Raw genomic sequence first — 18,361 nt, forward strand, 5'->3', positions numbered from 1 at the left:
CGGGTCATGAGGGTCAGCGTCTTAGGGCTTGGCTACGTGGGCTGTGTGTCGGCCGCGTGCCTGGCCAGCCTGGGTCACGAGGTCATCGGGGTGGACGTGAACCAGGTGAAGGTCGACCTGGTCAACGACGGCAAGGCCCCGGTGGTCGAGGAGCGGATCGGCGAGCTCATCGCCGAGGTCGTGCGGACCGGAGCGTTACGCGCCACCGGCGACGTCCGCGAGGCGATCATGGGGAGCGAGGTGTCGCTGGTCTGCGTGGGCACGCCGTCGGAGCCCAACGGCAGCCTGTGCACCACGTACCTGGAGCGGGTCACCGAGCAGATCGGCGCCGCGGTGGCCGAGCGGGGTGGGCGGCAGACCGTCGTCTTCCGCAGCACCATGCTCCCGGGCACCTGCCTGAACCTGCTGGTACCGATCCTGGAGAAGTACGCCGGCGGCACGGCCGGGGTGGACTTCGGGGTCGCGGTCAACCCGGAGTTCCTGCGCGAGGGCACGAGCGTGCGGGACTTCTTCGACCCGCCCAAGACCGTCATCGGCGAGCTCGACCCGGCAAGCGGCGACGTGGTGGCGGCGCTGTACGACGGCCTGCCCGGCGAGGTGTTCCGGGTGCCGGTCCCGACGGCCGAGGCGATCAAGTACGCGGACAACGCGTTCCACGGCCTCAAGATCGGCTTCGCGAACGAGCTGGGCGCGGTGTGCCAGGCGCTCGGGGTGGATTCGCACCAGGTGATGGACGTGTTCCTGGCCGACCGCAAGCTGAACATCAGCCCCGCCTACCTGCGGCCCGGCTTCGCCTTCGGCGGCTCCTGCCTGCCCAAGGACCTGCGCAGCCTGGTCTATGCGGCACAGCGGGCCGACGTCTCGGTGCCCATCCTGTCCCATGTCCTGCCCTCCAACTCCGACCATCTGCAGCGCGCGGTGGAGCTGGTCGAGCGCACCGGCAGGCGCCGGGTGGGTCTGTTCGGGTTGTCCTTCAAACCCGGCACCGACGACCTCCGCGAGAGCCCGCTCGTCGAGCTGGCGGAGAGGCTCTTCGGCAAGGGGTACGACCTGCGGATCCACGACGTCAACGTGAGCCTCTCCCGGCTGATCGGCGCGAACCGCGAGTACATCGAGACCCGGCTGCCGCACCTCGGGCAGCTGCTCGCGGATTCCGTCGGCGAGGTGCTCGAGCACGCCGAGGTGTGCCTGGTCGGGACCAGGGATCCGGCCGTGCTGTCGGCGCTGCCCCATGGCGACGGCCCGGTGATCGTCGACCTCATCCACCTTCCCGACGCCGAGGCGCGCCGGGCCGAACCGGGGTACGTGGGCCTTGCTTGGTGACACATCGTTCGATGACACAGCCGGCGACGACGGGCAGGCCCGTCGCGCGCTGATTCTGGTGGAGAACCTGTCGGTGCCGTTCGACCGGCGGGTGTGGCAGGAGTGCACGACGCTGCGCGACGCGGGCTGGACGGTGCACGTCATCTGTCCGCAGGGGAGTAAGCGCGACACGGAGCCGGAGGCGGTGATCGACGGGGTGCGGATCCACCGCTACCCGTTGCGCGCGGCCACCGGAGGGCCGGCCGGCTACCTGCGGGAGTACGGATCGGCGTTGTGGCATACGGCCCGGCTGGCCCGCAAGGTCGGCCCGGTCGACGTGGTCCACGTCTGCAACCCGCCCGACCTGCTGTTCCTGCCGGCACTGTGGCTGAAACGGCGTGGCGCGCGGTTCGTCTTCGACCAGCACGACCTGGTACCCGAGCTGTACCTCTCCCGGTTCGACCGCGGCGAGGATCTGCTCTACCGGGCCGTGTGCGCGCTGGAACGGCTGACCTACCGGGCCGCGGACGTCGTGCTCGCCACGAACGAGAGCTACCGGGACGTGGCGATACGCCGTGGCGGCCGGCGGCCGGAGGACGTGTTCGTGGTGCGCAGCGCCCCCGCGATCGAGCGGTTCCAACCGGTGCCGCCCGAGCCGGAGTTGAAGCGCGGCAAGCCGCATCTGCTGTGTTACCTCGGCGTCATGGGCCCTCAGGACGGCGTCGACTACGCCTTGCGCGCCCTCGCGAAGCTGCGCGACGAGTATGGGCGGAGCGACTGGCATGCGGTGTTCGTCGGCTCCGGCGACGCCTTCGACGCGATGGTGGAGCTGTCCCGGCGGCTCGGGCTCTCCGAGCAGGTGCAGTTCACCGGGCGCATTCCGGACGCCGACCTGGTGCGTTACCTGTCCACCGCGGACGTGTGCCTTTCCCCCGACCCGCGCAATCCGCTCAACGACGTGTCGACCATGAACAAGGTCCTGGAGTACATGGCGATGGGCCGACCGATCGTCTCGTTCGACCTCCGGGAGGCGCGAGTCTCCGCCGGTGACGCCGCCGTCTACGCGCCCGCCAACGACGAGGCCGAATTCGCCAAGCTCATCGCGCTGTTGCTGGACGATCCGGAGAAGCGGGCCCGGATGGGCAAGATCGGCCAGGAGCGGATCGGCGGGCAGCTTTCCTGGCGGAACTCGCAAGCGTCGCTGCTCGCCGCCTACGCCGTTGCCTGCCGTGACCACACTCCGGTGTCGGCGGGCGACCCGGTCCGGCCAGGGAAGAGGCCGCGCCGTTGAGCGATGACACGATACGCCTGGTCACGATCGGGCGGATGCTCCGTCGGCGTCGGCGCCTTCTCGCCATCCTCGCCGTGGTGGGCGCGCTCGTCGGCTACGGCACCTCGGTGCTGATTCCGCCGCGTTACACGGCGTCGGCATCGGTACTGCTGCCGGGGCAGTGGGAGGAGCGCGAGCTGCTGACTCAGGCGCAGATCGCGACCAGTTCGGGGGTAGTCGACCGCGTGGCCGCCGCACTCGGCTGGGCCGGGACCGGCGGCCCCGAGCTGCGGGATCGAGTGAGCGCCAAGACCGCCGACGGGAACATCATCAAGATCTCGGGTACGGCCGACACCCCGGAGCGTGCGCAGCGGCTCTCAGACCAGATGGCCCAGCAATTCGTCACATTCGCTGCGCGGGTCGCAGGCGGCAACACCGACCCCGATGCGGCGGCGGGACCCGAGGCACTGCGGCAGAAGGTGGTGCAGACCAACCGCCGCATCACCGACCTGGCCAATGCGGCGGATCCGGGGCAGACCGTGGAGAGCGTGCAGGCCCGCACCGAGCTCGAGCAGCTGCGCACCACGCTGCAGGAGGCCATGAAGAAGCTGGACGAGGCCGACCCGGCGGCCAACAAGGCCGGCATGGTCGTCATGGGGCCGGCGGCCCGGCCGACCGGCGAGGCGCCGCCGACGAGGATGCAGCTCATCGTCGCCGGGGCGCTGCTGTTCTTCCTGCTCGCGGTCATCGGCCATCTCGCCGCCGCACGGGTGAATCGCCGACTGTGCACCGAACCGGAGATCGCCGCGGCGCTGGGCTCGGCGCTGCTGGGTACCGTCGACGTGCCGGGTGAACGGCTCGCGCACCGGCCCAAAGGCCGTGGCCCGCGGGCCTGGCTCCACCGGCTGCTGGGCGTCGACACCCGGTGGGACATACCGACCCCGCGGATGTCCGGCGACGAGGCCAGCAGGCGGATCCGCTACCGACGGGTGTGCGCTCGCCTCCGGGACCAGCTGCCGGCCCCCCGGCGGCTGCTGGTTGTCGTACCGGACGGCGACGAGATCGCCCGCCGGGCCGCCGGGCAGCTCGTTGCCGAGGCTGAGAGCGATCCGTCCCCAAGCTCTCAACTTCGTTCGAGCAGGGGAGACCCCACTCCAAGCTCTCAACTTCGTTCGAGCAGGGGAGACCCCACTCCAAGCTCTTCGAGCAGGGGATACCCCACGCTGCGGGTGGTGGAAGTTTCGGTGGACCGGCCGATGGTGCCGGACCGCGACACCGAGGCCGGTGCCCTGGTCGTGCTCAGCGCGGGCAGCTGGACCGCAGGGGAGCTCGCCGGGATCGCCGAGGCGTGTGCGGACGGCAAGCATGAGGTCGTCGGCATCGTCGTCGCCGGCACGGTCCGGGCCCGTCCGACGCGGTCTGCCGGCCATCCTCCGGATGACGCCACTCCGGCGCTCGCGGTTCGCGGCCACGCGACGGGAGGTTCAGCGTGACGACGAGCACGACTTCGGAGTCGTCGGCCACCGCTCCGCTGCTGGACCTGCAGGCGCTGGTGGTGGCGGTGCGGAGGCGTCGCCGCCTCTGGGGCTCCCTGGCGCTACTGGGGCTGCTGGTCGGCGCGGCGGTGGCGGTCCTGCTGCCGCCGCCGCCGACGGCGGTGACCAAGGTGCTGGTCGCGCATCAGGAGGACCAGCCGAACGACCCCGGAACACTGATCCGCACCGACGTCGAGCTGCTGCGGACCACGCGGGTCGCCGAGCTGGCCCTGCAGTCCCTCAAGTCCCCGGAACGCCCGGAAGACTTCATGCAGGACTACCGAGGTACCGGCTTGACCAACAACCTGCTGCAGATCGATGTGACAGGTGACAGTGACCCGGAAGCGGTGACCCGAGCCAAGGCGCTGGCCGATGCGTTCGTCGCGGACCATGTGAAGCGGATGAGGGAAGCCGCGAACGCCGAGGCCAAGACCCTGCTCGACCAGCGTGACCGACTACGGGACGAACTGGCCCAGGTCAACAAGGTGATCGGAGACCGAACGCCGGAGAGCGACCCGAAAGCGTCGGCGAGCAACGAGTCGCTCTTCGCCCGCCGGGCCGAGCTCAAGTCGAAGATCGCCGATTTCGACCAGCGCGCCGCGGAGGCGCGCATCGGCACGCCCCGGCTCATCGCGGGCACGCAGATCGTGGACGCCCCGCACGCGGTTCAGCACTCCCTGCCCAGGGCCGCTGTCACCAACGCCGCGATCGGGCTCGCCCTCGGGCTGGTCCTCGGGCTCGCGCTGGCCGCGGTCGGCGCGGTGGTGGCGGACCGCCCCGTGCTGCGCCGGGAGATCGCGGCGAACCTGGGCGCCTCGGTCATCGCGGAGCTGCGCCGCGTGCCCCGCCGGCCGGCCAGGCCGTGGCAGCGCCGACGGACCCGGGCGGCACGCGAACGGCTCACCGCGACCCTGGCCCGCACCGTGCGCGGCTCCGCGGAACCGGTGTCGCTGCTGGAACTGGGCTGTGCGCGCAGCACGAGCGTGATCGCCCTGGACCTCGCCGGGGCACTGGCGGCGGAGGGGGCAGTGGTCATCATCGATGGTCTGCCAAGCCTGCAGCTCGCCAACCGCCGCCGCCCGAAGCCAGGAGACCCCACCGTGGTCAGTGGCGAGTGCGCCGCGGCCGTGTCGCATCAGGAACGCCGGCTCGGCGTCGGCTCGGTGGCGCCCGGCACGGCGTGGACCGACCTGCAGTATCTCGGCACCCGGACCGTGCTCGTCGTGCGTGCCGGGCACGGCAGCGCCGCATGGCTGCACACCGTGGCGCGGCAGCTCGCGGACCAGCGCATCGCGGTGCTCGGTGTGGTGCTGATCGACCCCGATCCGGGTGACCGGACGGACGGCACGCTGTGGGACGGGCTGCACATCGCGCTGCGGGGCCATAACGAACGGCCGGCCCGGCAGAACGGGATGGGCCAGCCGCGGACGGAGCGGCCGCCGATGTGGGCCGCACGAGTCCCCGGCAACGACCAGGAGGCGCGCTAGGACATGTGTGGCATCGCAGGCACTTACCGATGGCCGGACGGGAAGGCCGTGACCGACCGGCTCACCGATACCCTCGCCCACCGCGGTCCGGACGGGGCGGGCCGGTACAGCCACCCCGCCGGTGACGGCGAAGTGAACCTCGGGCACCGTCGGCTGGCCATCATCGACCTGTCCGAGACCGGCGCCCAGCCGATGGTCTCGGGCGGCCTCGCCCTCACGTACAACGGCGAGCTGTACAACGCGCCCGAGCTGCGTGCCGAGCTGGCAGCCGCCGGGGTGCGCTTCCGCGGCACCTCCGACACCGAGGTGCTACTGGAGGCATGGCGGTGCTGGGGCACCAACTGCCTGCCCCGGCTGCGCGGGATGTTCGCGTTCGGGATCTTCGACGAGCGGACGGGTGAACTGGTGCTCGCCCGCGACCAGTTGGGCATCAAGCCGCTGTTCCTGCTCCGGCGTGGCGAGGGGCTGGTGTTCGCCTCCGAGCTCAAGGCGCTTGCGGCCGCCACCGGCGGGTCGCTGGAGGTGGACCATGCGGCGCTGGTGGCCTCGCTGCTGTACTACTGGGTGCCGGACTCGCGCTGCGCGTTCCGCGAGGCGGAGAAGCTGCCGCCGGGGAGCTGGCTCCGGTGCCGGCCCGACGGCCGGGTGGAGCGCGGCCGGTACTGGAGCCTGAAGGACGTCGCCGCCGAGGGCCGGGAGCGGGCCCGGGGCGGCGAGCGGCCGGACCTGGCCGCCGTCGTCGAGGAGTCGACCCGCCGCCACCTGCTCTCCGACGTACCCGTGGCGACCTTCCTCTCCGGCGGTCTCGACTCCAGCTACCTGACCGCGCTGGCGGCCCCCCACCAACCCGGGATCTCCGCCTACACGATCGGATTCCGCGCCGAGGACGCCAGGTTCGAGGCGATGCCGGACGACCTGCGCCATGCCCGGCGGGTGGCCAAGCAGTTCGGCGTCGACCTGCATGAGATCGAGATCGCTCCGAATGTGCTCGACCTGCTGCCGCAGATGACGTACCACCTGGACGAGCCGATCGGCGACCCCGCCGCGATCAACACGTTCCTGATCTGTTCGGCCGCCCGGGAGGCCGGGGTCAAGGTGATGCTCTCGGGGATGGGTGCCGACGAACTGTTCGCCGGGTACCGCAAGCACCTGGCCAACCTGCTCGCGCTGCGCTACCAGCGCATCCCGCGGCCCCTGCGGCGCGGCCTGGCCGCGACCGTGGACCGGCTGCCGGTCGCCACGTCCCGCCGGGGGTACCGGTCGGTGCGCTTCGCGAAGCGGTTCCTCTCGTTCGCCGATCTGCCGGAGGAGACCGCGTTCCGGCGCAGCTACACCATGTACGACCAGGACGAGCTGCTCGCCCTGGTCGATCCGGACCTGGCCGGAACGGTCGAGGACGTGCTGACCGAGCATGCGGACATCTACCAGGACAACGACCTCGACGACTTCGTCAACCGCATGTGCCTGGGCGACGCCCGGATGTTCCTGCCGGGCCTGAACCTCGCTTACACGGACCGGTCGAGCATGGCCGCGTCGACCGAGGTGCGGGTGCCGTACGTGGATGTCGAGGTGGTCAAGGCGGCGTTCGCCGTGCCCGGCGATCGCAAGATCGTCGGACGGCAGGGCAAGGCCGCCCTCAAGGAGGCGGCCACCTCGATCCTGCCCCGGGAGATCGTGTACCGGCCCAAGGGCCTGTTCAGCGCCCCGCTGCGCGCCTGGATGAGCCGGGATCTGGCACCTCTGGTGCGCGAGGTGGTCAACGACGGCGTGCTCGTCAACTCCGGGCTCCTGCGCCGCGACGCGCTGGCACGCATGGTCGCCGAGGACGCCGCCGGGCAGCGGGACTTCTCCAAGCATCTGTGGCATGTGCTGACCCTCGAGTACTGGTATCGCGGCGCGACCTCTGGCTCCGGCCAGAGCCGGGCGGCTTGACAGCGTGGAAACAAGAGGAGCTCGGGTGAAACAGGTTGTGCAGAACTACAAGAGTGGCGAGCTGGCGGTGCTCGACGTGCCGGTGCCGGGGTGCAAGCCGGGCGGTGTGCTGGTCCGCAGCGCCTACTCGCTGATATCCACCGGGACCGAGCTCATGAAGGTCTCCGAGGCCGGCATGTCGATGCTGGGCAAGGCCCGCTCCCGTCCGGACCAGGTGGCCAAGGTCATGCAGAGCGTGGCCACCAACGGGGTGCCCGCCACCTACCGCAAAGTGATGGGCAAGCTGGACTCCTACACGCCGCTGGGCTACTCGCTGTGCGGGGTGGTCGAGCAGGTCGGCAGCGGGATCGACGATGTGAAGGTCGGCGACCTCGTGGCCTGCGCCGGCAATGAGCACGCGTTGCACGCCGAGCTGAACTGGGTGCCGAAGAACCTCTACACCCCGGTGCCGGACGGCCTCGCGCCGCAGCACGCGGCCTTCGGCACCGTCGGGTCGATCGCGCTGCAGGGCGTCCGCCAGGGCGAGCCGCAGCTCGGCGAGGTGGCCCTCGTCATCGGCCTCGGGCTGATCGGGCAGCTGGTGGTACAGCTCCTCGCCGCGTCGGGCGTCCGCGTCGTCGGCGCCGACCCCGACCCGGTGCGCTGCGAACTCGCCGAGCGCCTGGGCGCCGTGGCCTGCGGAGATCCCGGGTCCGCGGCCGTGGAGACCGCCGTCACCGAGCTCACCGGCGGTCACGGCGTGGACCAGGTGTACCTGGCCGCCGGCGGTGGCACCAACCAGCCCGTCGAGCTGGCCGCCCGGCTCTGCCGGGACCGCGGCCGGGTCGTCGACATCGGCAAGTGCCGCCTGGACCTGCCGTGGAACGCGTACTACGAGAAAGAGCTCGACGTCCGGTTCTCCCGGTCGTACGGTCCCGGGCGTTACGACCCGGAGTACGAGCTCGAGGGGCGGGACTACCCGATCGGCTACGTGCGCTGGACCGAGCGCCGCAACCTGGCGTGCTTCCTCGATCTCCTCGCCCGCGGCAGCGTCGACGTGGAGCCCTTGGTCTCCCACATCGCCGACTTCGGTGACGCCGTCGAGACATACCGGCGCCTGAAGGACGGCGACCTGAAGGCCGTGGCCGTGCTGTTCCGGTACCCGGAACACGCGGAGGAAGGGGAAGCGGCGGCCCCGGCGGTGGCCGTGCCCGAGGTGCGGCGCAGCGGTGGAGCGTCCACCCCGGCCCGATCCGCCAAGGCGTCGGTGCGGCTGGCGTTCGTCGGCGCGGGAAACTACGCGACGTCGATGCTGCTGCCGCACCTGGCACGGCGCGACGGCGTCGAGTTGTCCACGGTCGTCACCACGACGGCGCTGTCCGCGGCCAACGCGCAGCGGAAGTTCGGCTTCGCCGAGGCGACCACCGACCTCGACTCCGTGCTCGGCGACCCGTCCATCGACGCGGTCTTCGTCGTCACCCGGCACAGCTCGCACGCCGAACTGACCCGGAAGGCGCTGCTCGCCGGCAAGACCGTGTTCGTGGAGAAGCCCCTGGCCCTCACCGAGGACGAGCTGCGCGGCGTGCTCGCGGCGGTGGAGGAATCCGGCAACGACCGGCTGCAGGTGGGCTTCAACCGCCGGTTCGCGCCGCTGCTGAACGAGGCCAGGACGCGGTTCGGCGCCCGGACCGGGCCGGCGAGCCTGCGCTACCTGGTCAACGCGGGCCGGCTGCAGCACGGCAGCTGGTACCTCCAACAGGGCACCGAGGGCTCGCGGTTCGCCGGCGAGGGCGGACACTTCATCGACACGGCGAGCTGGCTGCTCGAGGCCGACCCGGTCTCGGTGTACGCGGTCGCCACGTCCGGCAACGAGGACCTGCAGGTCGTCCTGCGCTACCCGGACGGGTCCACCGCCACCATCAGCTACGTCACCACCGGCGCGCCCGGCTTCCCCAAGGAGACGCTGGACCTCGTCGCGGACGGCAAGGTGCTGCGGCTCGACGACTTCGTCCGTGCCTCGGTGTACGGAAGCAAGCGGTGGGTCAGCTCCCGACTGCCCAAGGCCCGGGACAAGGGCCAGAACGCCGAACTGGCCGCGTTCATCAAGGCCGTGCGGACCGGCGGGCCGATGCCGGTGCCGCTGGAGTCGCTGGTCGCCACCACGGCGGCCACCCTCGCCGTGCAGACCGGTCTGGCCGGCGGCGCGCCGGTGACGTTGGCGGGGGCACGATGACCATGAGCGCGGGCTGGTACCTGCGGCGCCTTGCCCGGATGGGGCCGCAGGAGGTCGCCGGCCGGGTGGGCGACGCGGTACGCAGGCGGCGGTGGCGGTCGGCGCGCCCGGACTGCCCGAGCGTGACCGGCGCCCGGTTCACCGCGGTCCTGCCCGCCGGGACGATCGCCGCCATCCCGCCGGACGCCGCGAAGCGTCTCGTCGTCGAGGCGGACCGGCTGATGTACGGGCACGCCGAATTCTTCGGGGTGGTCCGCGACGACCTGGCCGACCCGGACTGGCTGTACGACCCGAAGACCGGCCGCCGGGCTCCGTCGGGCTACGCCTTCGACGTGCCGTACCGCAACGAGGACGCGGTCGGCGACATCAAGCAGATCTGGGAGCCGTCCCGGCACCAGTACCTCACCCAGCTCGCCGCCGCCTACGCGATCACCGGGAACGACCGGTACGCCGAGCGCGTGGCCGAGCACCTGCGGTCGTGGTGGGCGGCCAACCCACCGCTGCGCGGCGTGCACTGGATCAGCGGCATCGAGCTGGGCATCCGGCTGCTGTCCTGGGTGTGGATCCGCCGGCTGCTCGACGGCTGGCCGGGCGCGCCCGAGCTCTTCGAGGGCAACCCGGTGGCGCTGAACCAGATCTGGCACCACCAGCGCTGGCTGTCCGCCTTTCCCAGCCGGGGGTCGTCGGCGAACAACCACGTCATCGCCGAGGCCGCCGGGCAGTTCGCCGCGGCCTGCGCGTTCGCGTGGTTCCCCTCCTCGGCGCGCTGGCGGGCCGGAGCGCTGCGGTCCCTCGACCGGCACCTGCGCGGCAACACCTTCGGCTCCGGCCTCAACCGCGAGCTGGCCACCGAATACCACGGACTCGTCATGGAGTTGGGCCTGGCCGCGGTGGCCGAGGCGGACGCCTCCGGCGTGCCTGTCCCCGCGACCGTCCGGCTTGTGCTGCTGCGGATGACCGATGCGCTCGCGGCCGTCGTGGACAGCCGGTTACGGCCGCCGCGCCAAGGGGACGCGGACGACGGCCACGGTCTGGTCGTGGACGGCGCGGGCACCGACCGCTGGGCCTCGCTCCTTGCCACCGGGGACGCCGTGTTCGGCCGGCTCGCCTGGTGGCCGGAGGTGACCGGCACCGATGTGCGCACCCCGCTCCTTGCCGCGCTCATCCGGCCGTACTCGAAAAATGGAACCGCACCGGCCGTGACCCGCCCGGAAAGCCGACCGGGCCACTTCGCCGACGCGGGCATGACCATCCTGCGCGGTCCGGCGGGGATCTGGTGCCGTTGCGACGGTGGCCCGCACGGGTTCCTGTCCATCGCCGCGCATGCGCACGCGGACGCGCTGTCCGTGGAGGTCCGGCACGACGGGGTCGACGTGCTCGCCGACCCGGGGACGTTCTGCTACCACGGGCAGCCCGAGTGGCGGCAGTACTTCCGGTCGACCCTCGGCCACAACACCCTGCAGCTGGATGGCGGTGACCAGTCCGTCTCCGGCGGCCCGTTCCTGTGGACCCGGCATGCCAACAGTCGCGTCCTGGCCGCGGACGCATCCGACGAGGGTGTGGCCCGCTGGTGCGCCGAACACGACGGCTACCAGGGCTCCGTGCACCGCCGCCGAGTGGAACTGACCGCCGCGAGCCGGGAGTTGAAGGTGGTCGACGAGGTGCGCGGCTCGCGCCGGGCCGTGCACCTGGCGTTCCACCTCGGCCCGGCGATCACCGCGGACCTGGTGGGGAACCGCGCAGCGCTCACGTGGACCCGGGACGGCGAGGACCGCTCCGCGGTACTCGACCTGCCCGGGCAGCTGTGCTGGCGGGCGCATCGCGGCGAGACCGACCCGCCGCTGGGCTGGTACTCCGCCGGCTTCGGGCGCAAGGAACCCACCACCACGCTGGTCGGCACCGGCTTCGCCGACGGCGGTGAGGGGTTCACCACCGTACTCAGGTTCCGCGACTAGGGAGGATGCGTGGGGATCAAGTGGCGGAACCGGGCGTTGCCGGCGGCACCGCTGGCGCTGGCCTTGCTGGCGACCGGCTGTGTGAGCACGCCGGCCGCCCCGGCGGAGCCGACCGTTGCGCCATCCACGTCCGTGGCCCGGTCCGTGGCCCGGGTGTGCGCCAAGCCTGCGGCCGGGCCGGCGAAGGCGCCGGCGGGCGCGGTGAAAGTCGACCCCGCGGTGGTCGGTGACCTGGCGGCGAAGACCCGGAGCAGCCCTCCGAACACCACGTTCTGGCTTCGACCGGGCAAGCACAGGCTCGAGCGGGACCGCTACTCCCAGGTCATCCCCAAGAAGGGGAACCGCTACCTCGGCGCGCCAGGCGCGGTGCTCGACGGCCGGAAGACCAACCAGTACGCGTTCGGCGGTACCGCCCGCAACGTCACCATCCGCTACCTGACCGTGCAGGGTTTCGTCGCGCCGCAAAACGAGGGCGTGGTCAACCATGACTCGGCCGACGGGTGGGTGATCGAGCACGCGAAGATCCAGCACAACTCCGGCGCCGGGCTGATGGCCGGTGCCCACCAGCGGGTCCGCGCCAGCTGCCTGCGCGGCAACGGTCAGTACGGCATGAACGCGTACAAGGCCACCGGTCATGTCAGCGGCCTGGTGGTCGAGGGCAACGAGATCGTGGCCAACAACACGGACGACTGGGAGCGGCGGCGGCCGGGCTGCGGCTGCACTGCAGGGGTGAAGTTCTGGGCCGTCAACGGCGCCGACGTACGCGGCAACTGGGTGCACGACAACCGCGGAGCCGGGTTATGGGCAGACACCAACAACAACGACTTCCGCATCGAGGACAACGTGCTCGAAGCCAACGACGGTGCCGCGCTGATCTACGAGACCAGCTACAACGCGGTCATCCGGAAGAACACGATCCGGCGGAACAACTGGGTCGAGGGTCGCAGGAACGCCGACCGCGGCGACAGCTTCCCGTTCGCGACCATCTACCTGTCCGAGGCCGGCGGCGAACCACGGGTCAAAGCCCGCACGGACAAGATCGAGATCTACCGGAACGTGCTGGAGAACAACTGGTCCGGAATCACCCTGTGGGAAAACGCCGACCGGTTCTGCAACAGCCCGGCCAACACCTCGTCCGGTGACTGCACGTTGCTGGTGCGGCACTCCGACCGCTGCGAGCGGCCGGCGATCGCCACCGCACCGCTCCACGCCGACTGCCGGTGGAAGACCCAGCGGGTGGACATCCACGGCAACCGCTTCGTGCTGGACAAGTCCGTCGTCGAGTGCACGGTGAAGTGCGACCGCATGGCGGTGCTGGCCAACTACGGTACCTATCCGGACTGGTCGCCGTACCAGGGCGAGCGGGTGGCCGAGGCGATCACCCACAAGCAGCACAACCGCTGGCACGACAACGTCTACCTCGGACCATGGGAATTCGTCGCCCACGACCCGAGCCGGGTGCTCGACTTCGGGCAGTGGCAGGGCACGCCGTACCAACAGGACGCGGGCAGCACCTTCCGCGCACGGGACGGTGGTTGAGATGGGCGCGGACCGCACGTCGAAGATCGTCGGGACAGCCTGGGGGCTGCTGGTCCTCAACACGCTCGGCTCCGCCGGGGCGAAGACCATCATCCCGCTGCCTCGCTCCCTCATCCAGGTAGTCACTATGGGCGCGCTGGCCGCCGCGTTCGCGCTGGCGCTCGCGCTCAATCTCCGGCTGCGCATCCGGGCCAGTGCCTTCCTGCTCCTGCTCACCCTGCTGCTGGTGCCGAGCGTGATCTCCAGCCTGCAACTGGAGTCCGGGTTCGGCGCGCTGTTCCGCTGCGCCCGGCTGGCTCTCTTCGTCGGCACGCTGTGGCTGCTCAGCCGCTGGTGGGACGGCAGCCAGACGTTCGTCCGGCACCACATCCGGATGTACTTCGCGGTGCTCGCGTCGGTGGCCGCCGGCTTGCTCATGTCACCGGGCGCGGCCATGCCCGAGCTCTACGGCGGGCGGCTGGTCGGCGCGCTGTGGCCGCTCACCCCGCCGCAGATCGGACAGTACGCCGCGGTGATCACCGGGCTCACCGTGCTACTCGTTCTGGGCCGCCGGACCGACAGGGGCAGCGCGGCGGTGGTCATCGTGCCGTCACTCGTCCTGCTCGCGCTGACCCATACCCGGACGGCCACGCTCGGCCTGCTCATCGGGCTGGTTTTGGCGATCGGCTCGCTCGTCCTGACCAGCGCCGCCGCCCGCCGGTTCTTCGCCTGGGCGGTGCTGTTCGCCACGGTGGCCGCGGTGGCGTTCAGCTCCGTGCTACAGGCGTGGTTCCTGCGCGGACAGAGCCAGGAGAACTTCTCCAACCTCACCGGTCGGGCCAAGGTCTGGGACGCCCTGCTGGCAGCCCCCCGGACGACCTCGGAGTACCTGTTCGGCGCGGGCCTGGGCGACAAGTCGTTCGGCGGGCTGCCGATCGACAACAGCTGGCTGGCTGTCTACAACGAGCAGGGTCTGATCGGCGTCACCCTCGTCGCAGCGATCATCATCGTGCTGGGCGGCGTCGCGTTGCTGCGGCCACCGTCGCTGCAGAGGGCCTGCGCGATCTTCCTGATCAGCTACTGCGCGATCGCGTCGTACACCGAGGCCGGGCTGGGCGACGCCTCGCCGTATCTGCTGCATCTGGCCCTGGCCGCCACGCTGTTGGCGGCACCCGCCGAGGCCGCTCACCTCTCGACGCCCGCAGTCCCTACACGACACATCCCGCGCTGGGCCCGGAGATCGGAGGTGACCTGACCATGCACGTCCTCGTGGTGCACAACCGCTACGCCTCGGCGCAGCCGAGCGGGGAGAACAAGGTCGTCGACCAGGAGGTGGAGCTGCTGCGCGCGGCCGGCCACCGGGTTGAGGCGTTCGAGCGGCGCAGCGACGACATCGCCGCCCGGTCCCTGCTGGGCAAAGCCGCGGTGCCGCTCCTTGTGCCGTGGAACCCGGCGGTCCGCGCGGAGCTCGCCGCCAGGCTTCGCACCGAGCGGCCGGACGTGGTGCACGTCCACAACGTCTTCCCGCTCCTGTCGCCCGCGGTGCTGGCCGCCTGTGCCGACGCCGGCGTGCCCGCCGTCGCCACGCTGCACAACTACACCCAGGTCTGCCCGCCCGGCACGCTGCAGCGGGACGGCCGGCCGTGTACCGAGTGCGTCGGGTCGGCGCCGCTGCCCGCCGTCCGGCACGGCTGCTACCGCAGCTCCCGGCTGGCTACGGTGCCGCTCGCGGTCAGCCTGTCGGTCAACCGGCGGCGGTGGTGGTCCGGCGTCGAGCGGTTCTTCTGCATCTCCGCGGCACAGCGCGACGTCCTGGCGCGGGCCGGCATGCCATCCGAGCGGCTGGCGGTGAAGCACAACTTCGTGCCCGACCCGGGCGCCCGCCGAGCGGGCGCCGGCGAGCATCTGCTCTATCTCGGCCGGCTCGCGGAGGCCAAGGGCGTGCGGCTGCTCATGGCCGCGTGGGACGAGATCGCCGCGGGCGGCGGTGTGGGCGTGCCGCTCGTGATCGCCGGCGCGGGGCCGCTGGAGCGAGAGGTGACCGCCTGGGCGGCGGGCCGGGACGACGTGCGGTACGTCGGCCTGTACGACGCGGCGGAGTGCCGGAAGGCCGTCGCGCGGTCGGTCGCAGTGGTGGCTCCCTCGACGTGGCTGGAAGCGTTCGGCCTGGTGGTCGTGGAGGCGATGGCGGCCGGGGTCCCGGCCGTCGCCGCCGGTCACGGCGCCTTCGTCGAACTCGTCGAGGACGGGGTGACCGGGCTGCTGCACCGGCCGGGCGAGCCCGCCTCGCTCGCGTCCTGCATACGCCGGATCGCGGCCGGGCCGGCCCGCAACCAGGAGATGGGCCAGGCGGCCCGGCGCCGTTACGAGCAGGGGTTCAGCCCGGCCGTCGGGCTGGAGCGTCTGGTGGAGGGGTACCGCACCGCGATCGCGGGTCGGACGGAATCAATGGGGGGCAGTAAATGACACGATGCAGACTCTGCGGCTCGGCGACGCTGGCGAGCGTCGTCGATCTGGGGGCGACCCCGCCGTGTGAGAGCTTTCTCGCCGCGGACCAACTGGACGAGCCGGAGCCCGCGTACCCGCTGCACCTGCGGGTCTGCACCGACTGCTGGCTCGCGCAGATCCCTCCGCTGATCACGCCGGAGGAGACGTTCAAGGAGTACGCGTACTTCTCCTCGTACTCGACCTCCTGGGTGGAGCACGCGCGCACGTTCGTCGCCGACGCCGTACAACGCGTGGGTCTCGGCCCCGACGCCTTCGTGGTCGAGGTCGCGAGTAACGACGGGTATCTGCTGAGGCATGTGGTGGACCGGGGGATCCGCTGCCTGGGCATCGAGCCGTCGGTGAACGTCGGCGCCGCGGCGCGGGACGCGGGTGTGCCCACGCTCACGGAGTTCCTGAGCCCGGACACCGGCTCGGCCGTCCGCGCCGAGCACGGCCCGGCGGACCTGGTCGTGGCCAACAACGTGTACGCGCACATCCCCGACGTGGTCGGCTTCACCCAGGGGCTGCGCGCACTGGTCGCCGACGACGGCTGGGTCTCCATCGAGGTGCAGCATCTGCTGACCCTGATCGAGGAGAACCAGTACGACACGATCTACCACGAGCACTTCCAGTACTACACGGTCGCGTCCGCGATCCGGGCCCTGGCGAGCGGCGGACTCACGCTCGTGGACGTGGAGTTGCTGCCCACGCACGGCGGCTCCATCCGGCTGTGGGCTCGCCCGACCGAGGTGGCCGGCGAGCCGTCCCAGCAGGTGTCCGACGTACTGGCCCGGGAGAAGGCGGCCGGGCTCCAGGGGCTGTCCGGGTACACGGAGTTCTCCGCCCGGGTGGCCAAGGTGCGCCGGGACCTGCTGCGGTTCCTCATCGAGGCGGCCGAGCGCGGCGAGACGGTCGTCGGCTACGGCGCCCCGGGCAAGGGCAACACCCTGCTCAACCACTGCGGCATCCGGCCCGACCTGCTCGCGTACACGGTCGACCGCAATCCGTACAAGCACGGCAGGTTCACCCCGGGCACCCGTATCCCGATCCTGCCGCCCGAGCAGATCGCCGCCGACAAGCCGGACTACGTCCTCGTCCTCCCGTGGAACCTGCGGGCCGAGCTGGTCGAGCAGCTGTCCTTCGTGCACGACTGGGGCGGCCGGCTGGTCTTTCCCATCCCGGAACTGAGCATTGTCGAGGTCGCGTCTCGAAAGGTCACAGCATGAAGGTCGTTCTGTTCTGCGGCGGTTACGGGATGCGGATGCGCAACGGAGCCTCCGACGACGTGCCCAAGCCGATGGCGATGGTCGGGCCGCGACCACTGATCTGGCACGTCATGCGCTACTACGCGCACTTCGGGCACACGGAGTTCATCCTGTGCCTCGGCTACGGGGCTCACCACATCAAGGACTTCTTCCTCAACTACGAGGAGACGACGTCCAACGACTTCGTGCTGCGGGGCGGGCGGGCCGAACTGTTGTCCACCGACATAGCCCACTGGACGATCACGTTCGCGCAGACCGGCATCGAGTCACCGATCGGGGAGCGACTGCGCAGGGTGCGGCACCACCTGGACGGCGACGAGATGTTCCTCGCCAACTACGCCGACGTGCTCACCGACGCCCCGCTGCCGGAGATGATCGAGAACTTCGCCCGGCGCGACGCCGGTGCGTCGATGATGGTGGTGCCGCCGCAGTCGTCGTTCCACTGCGTGGACCTGGGCGAGGACGGCCTGGTGGGTGGCATCACCGCGGTGAGCGAACTGCCGCTGTGGGAGAACGGCGGCTACTTCGTGCTCCGTCAGGAGGTGTTCGACCACATACCGGAGAACGGGGACCTGGTCGCCGACGGATGTGCCCAACTGGCCAAGCAGGGGCGGCTGGTGGCGCATCAGCACCGCGGCTTCTGGAAGCCGACCGACACCGTGAAGGAGCGGGCCGCGCTCGACGACGCCTACGCCCGGGGCGACCGCCCGTGGGCCGTGTGGGAGCGCGACGGCGTGGGGGTGAGCGCGTGATCCGGCTCGGGACCGGGCGCCTGGACCGGATCGTCGCGGTAGGGGCGCACTGCGACGACATCGCCATCGGCGCCGGCGGCACCCTGCTGACGCTGTGCCTCGCGCGGCCGGGTATCCGCGTCGACGCGCTGGTGCTCTCCGGCGGCGGCACCGACCGGGAGCAGGAGGAACGGGCCGCGCTGGCCGCCTTCTGCCTGGGCGCCGACCTGCGGCTGACCGTGCTCAAGCTGCCGGACGGGCGGATGCCCGCGCACTGGGAGGAGGCCAAGGCCGCGGTCGAGGAGCTGCGTCTGCAGACCGAGCCGGACCTGGTCCTCGCCCCGCGCACCGACGACGCGCACCAGGATCACCGCGGCCTGGCCCAGCTGCTGCCCACGGCATTCCGCGACCACCTCGTACTCGGCTACGAGATCGTCAAGTGGGACGGCGATCTCGGCCGTCCGTCGGCGTACCAGCCGCTGTCGATGGAGATCGCCGAACGGAAGGTGCGGCTGCTGCAGGAGCACTACCCCTCGCAGCGGCACCGGCCCTGGTACGACCGGGAGGCCTTCCTCGGCCTCGCCCGGATCCGCGGCATCGAATGCCACGAGCGATACGCCGAAGCGTTCGCCGTCACCAAACTCACGCTCAACCTGGGGGGTTGAAC

At 71.3% G+C, this 18,361-nt stretch carries 13 protein-coding genes; all 13 read left to right on the forward strand.

What is annotated here, in order from left to right; genetic code table 11:
• Positions 1-6 precede the first annotated feature (6 nt).
• From AC5677_RS38850 to AC5677_RS38910, 13 genes are read left to right on the forward strand one after another with little or no spacing between them, the layout of a single operon-like run.
• Positions 7-1,323, forward strand: coding sequence for a nucleotide sugar dehydrogenase (locus AC5677_RS38850; protein ID WP_497192569.1), 1,317 nt, complete (start codon positions 7-9; stop codon positions 1,321-1,323).
• Positions 1,313-2,593, forward strand: a complete 1,281-nt coding sequence (locus tag AC5677_RS38855; RefSeq protein WP_497192570.1) for a glycosyltransferase family 4 protein — start codon at positions 1,313-1,315, stop codon at positions 2,591-2,593. The genes AC5677_RS38850 and AC5677_RS38855 overlap by 11 nt, the downstream gene beginning before the upstream one ends.
• On the forward strand, positions 2,590-4,065 hold the full coding sequence (locus AC5677_RS38860; RefSeq protein WP_497192571.1) for a Wzz/FepE/Etk N-terminal domain-containing protein: 1,476 nt from the start codon (positions 2,590-2,592) through the stop codon (positions 4,063-4,065). Before AC5677_RS38855 ends, AC5677_RS38860 begins: the two co-directional genes overlap by 4 nt.
• Positions 4,062-5,594, forward strand: a complete 1,533-nt coding sequence (locus AC5677_RS38865) for a Wzz/FepE/Etk N-terminal domain-containing protein (protein WP_497192572.1) — start codon at positions 4,062-4,064, stop codon at positions 5,592-5,594. Before AC5677_RS38860 ends, AC5677_RS38865 begins: the two co-directional genes overlap by 4 nt.
• Positions 5,595-5,597: 3 nt before the next feature.
• Positions 5,598-7,526, forward strand: a complete 1,929-nt coding sequence (gene asnB / locus AC5677_RS38870; protein ID WP_497192573.1) for an asparagine synthase (glutamine-hydrolyzing) — start codon at positions 5,598-5,600, stop codon at positions 7,524-7,526.
• 25 nt (positions 7,527-7,551) lie between these two features.
• The gene (locus AC5677_RS38875; RefSeq protein ID WP_497192574.1) at positions 7,552-9,738 is read left to right on the forward strand and encodes a bi-domain-containing oxidoreductase; all 2,187 of its coding nucleotides are present in this window, start codon (positions 7,552-7,554) and stop codon (positions 9,736-9,738) included.
• Positions 9,735-11,693 (forward strand): heparinase II/III family protein, encoded by a 1,959-nt coding sequence (locus AC5677_RS38880; protein WP_497192575.1) that lies wholly within the window; start codon positions 9,735-9,737, stop codon positions 11,691-11,693. The genes AC5677_RS38875 and AC5677_RS38880 overlap by 4 nt, the downstream gene beginning before the upstream one ends.
• A gap of 9 nt (positions 11,694-11,702) precedes the next feature.
• A complete protein-coding gene (locus tag AC5677_RS38885; RefSeq protein ID WP_497192576.1) occupies positions 11,703-13,232 on the forward strand; it encodes a right-handed parallel beta-helix repeat-containing protein in 1,530 nt (509 codons plus the stop codon).
• 1 nt (position 13,233) lies between these two features.
• A complete protein-coding gene (locus tag AC5677_RS38890) occupies positions 13,234-14,466 on the forward strand; it encodes an O-antigen ligase family protein (RefSeq protein WP_497192577.1) in 1,233 nt (410 codons plus the stop codon).
• 2 nt (positions 14,467-14,468) lie between these two features.
• A complete protein-coding gene (locus AC5677_RS38895) occupies positions 14,469-15,677 on the forward strand; it encodes a glycosyltransferase (RefSeq protein ID WP_497192578.1) in 1,209 nt (402 codons plus the stop codon).
• Positions 15,674-16,924 carry a class I SAM-dependent methyltransferase gene (locus AC5677_RS38900; RefSeq protein WP_497192579.1) on the forward strand — a complete coding sequence of 417 codons (1,251 nt, stop codon included), beginning with the start codon at positions 15,674-15,676 and terminating at the stop codon, positions 16,922-16,924. The genes AC5677_RS38895 and AC5677_RS38900 overlap by 4 nt, the downstream gene beginning before the upstream one ends.
• Positions 16,921-17,715 (forward strand): sugar phosphate nucleotidyltransferase, encoded by a 795-nt coding sequence (locus AC5677_RS38905; protein WP_497192580.1) that lies wholly within the window; start codon positions 16,921-16,923, stop codon positions 17,713-17,715. The genes AC5677_RS38900 and AC5677_RS38905 overlap by 4 nt, the downstream gene beginning before the upstream one ends.
• Positions 17,712-18,359, forward strand: a complete 648-nt coding sequence (locus AC5677_RS38910; protein WP_497192581.1) for a PIG-L deacetylase family protein — start codon at positions 17,712-17,714, stop codon at positions 18,357-18,359. The genes AC5677_RS38905 and AC5677_RS38910 overlap by 4 nt, the downstream gene beginning before the upstream one ends.
• Positions 18,360-18,361: the final 2 nt, after the last annotated feature.

The sequence above is a fragment of the Streptomyces sp. JLSY215 genome (assembly GCF_059682825.1).

Bases quoted from the DNA above. Each gene is read 5' to 3' on its own strand.
- AC5677_RS38850 (WP_497192569.1), top strand. From the start codon at position 7: ATGAGGGTCAGCGTCTTAGGGCTTGGCTACGTGGGCTGTGTGTCGGCC.
- asnB (WP_497192573.1), top strand. From the start codon at position 5,598: ATGTGTGGCATCGCAGGCACTTACCGATGGCCGGACGGGAAGGCCGTG.
- AC5677_RS38880 (WP_497192575.1), top strand. From the start codon at position 9,735: ATGACCATGAGCGCGGGCTGGTACCTGCGGCGCCTTGCCCGGATGGGG.
- AC5677_RS38890 (WP_497192577.1), top strand. From the start codon at position 13,234: ATGGGCGCGGACCGCACGTCGAAGATCGTCGGGACAGCCTGGGGGCTG.
- AC5677_RS38895 (WP_497192578.1), top strand. From the start codon at position 14,469: ATGCACGTCCTCGTGGTGCACAACCGCTACGCCTCGGCGCAGCCGAGC.
- AC5677_RS38900 (WP_497192579.1), top strand. From the start codon at position 15,674: ATGACACGATGCAGACTCTGCGGCTCGGCGACGCTGGCGAGCGTCGTC.
- AC5677_RS38905 (WP_497192580.1), top strand. From the start codon at position 16,921: ATGAAGGTCGTTCTGTTCTGCGGCGGTTACGGGATGCGGATGCGCAAC.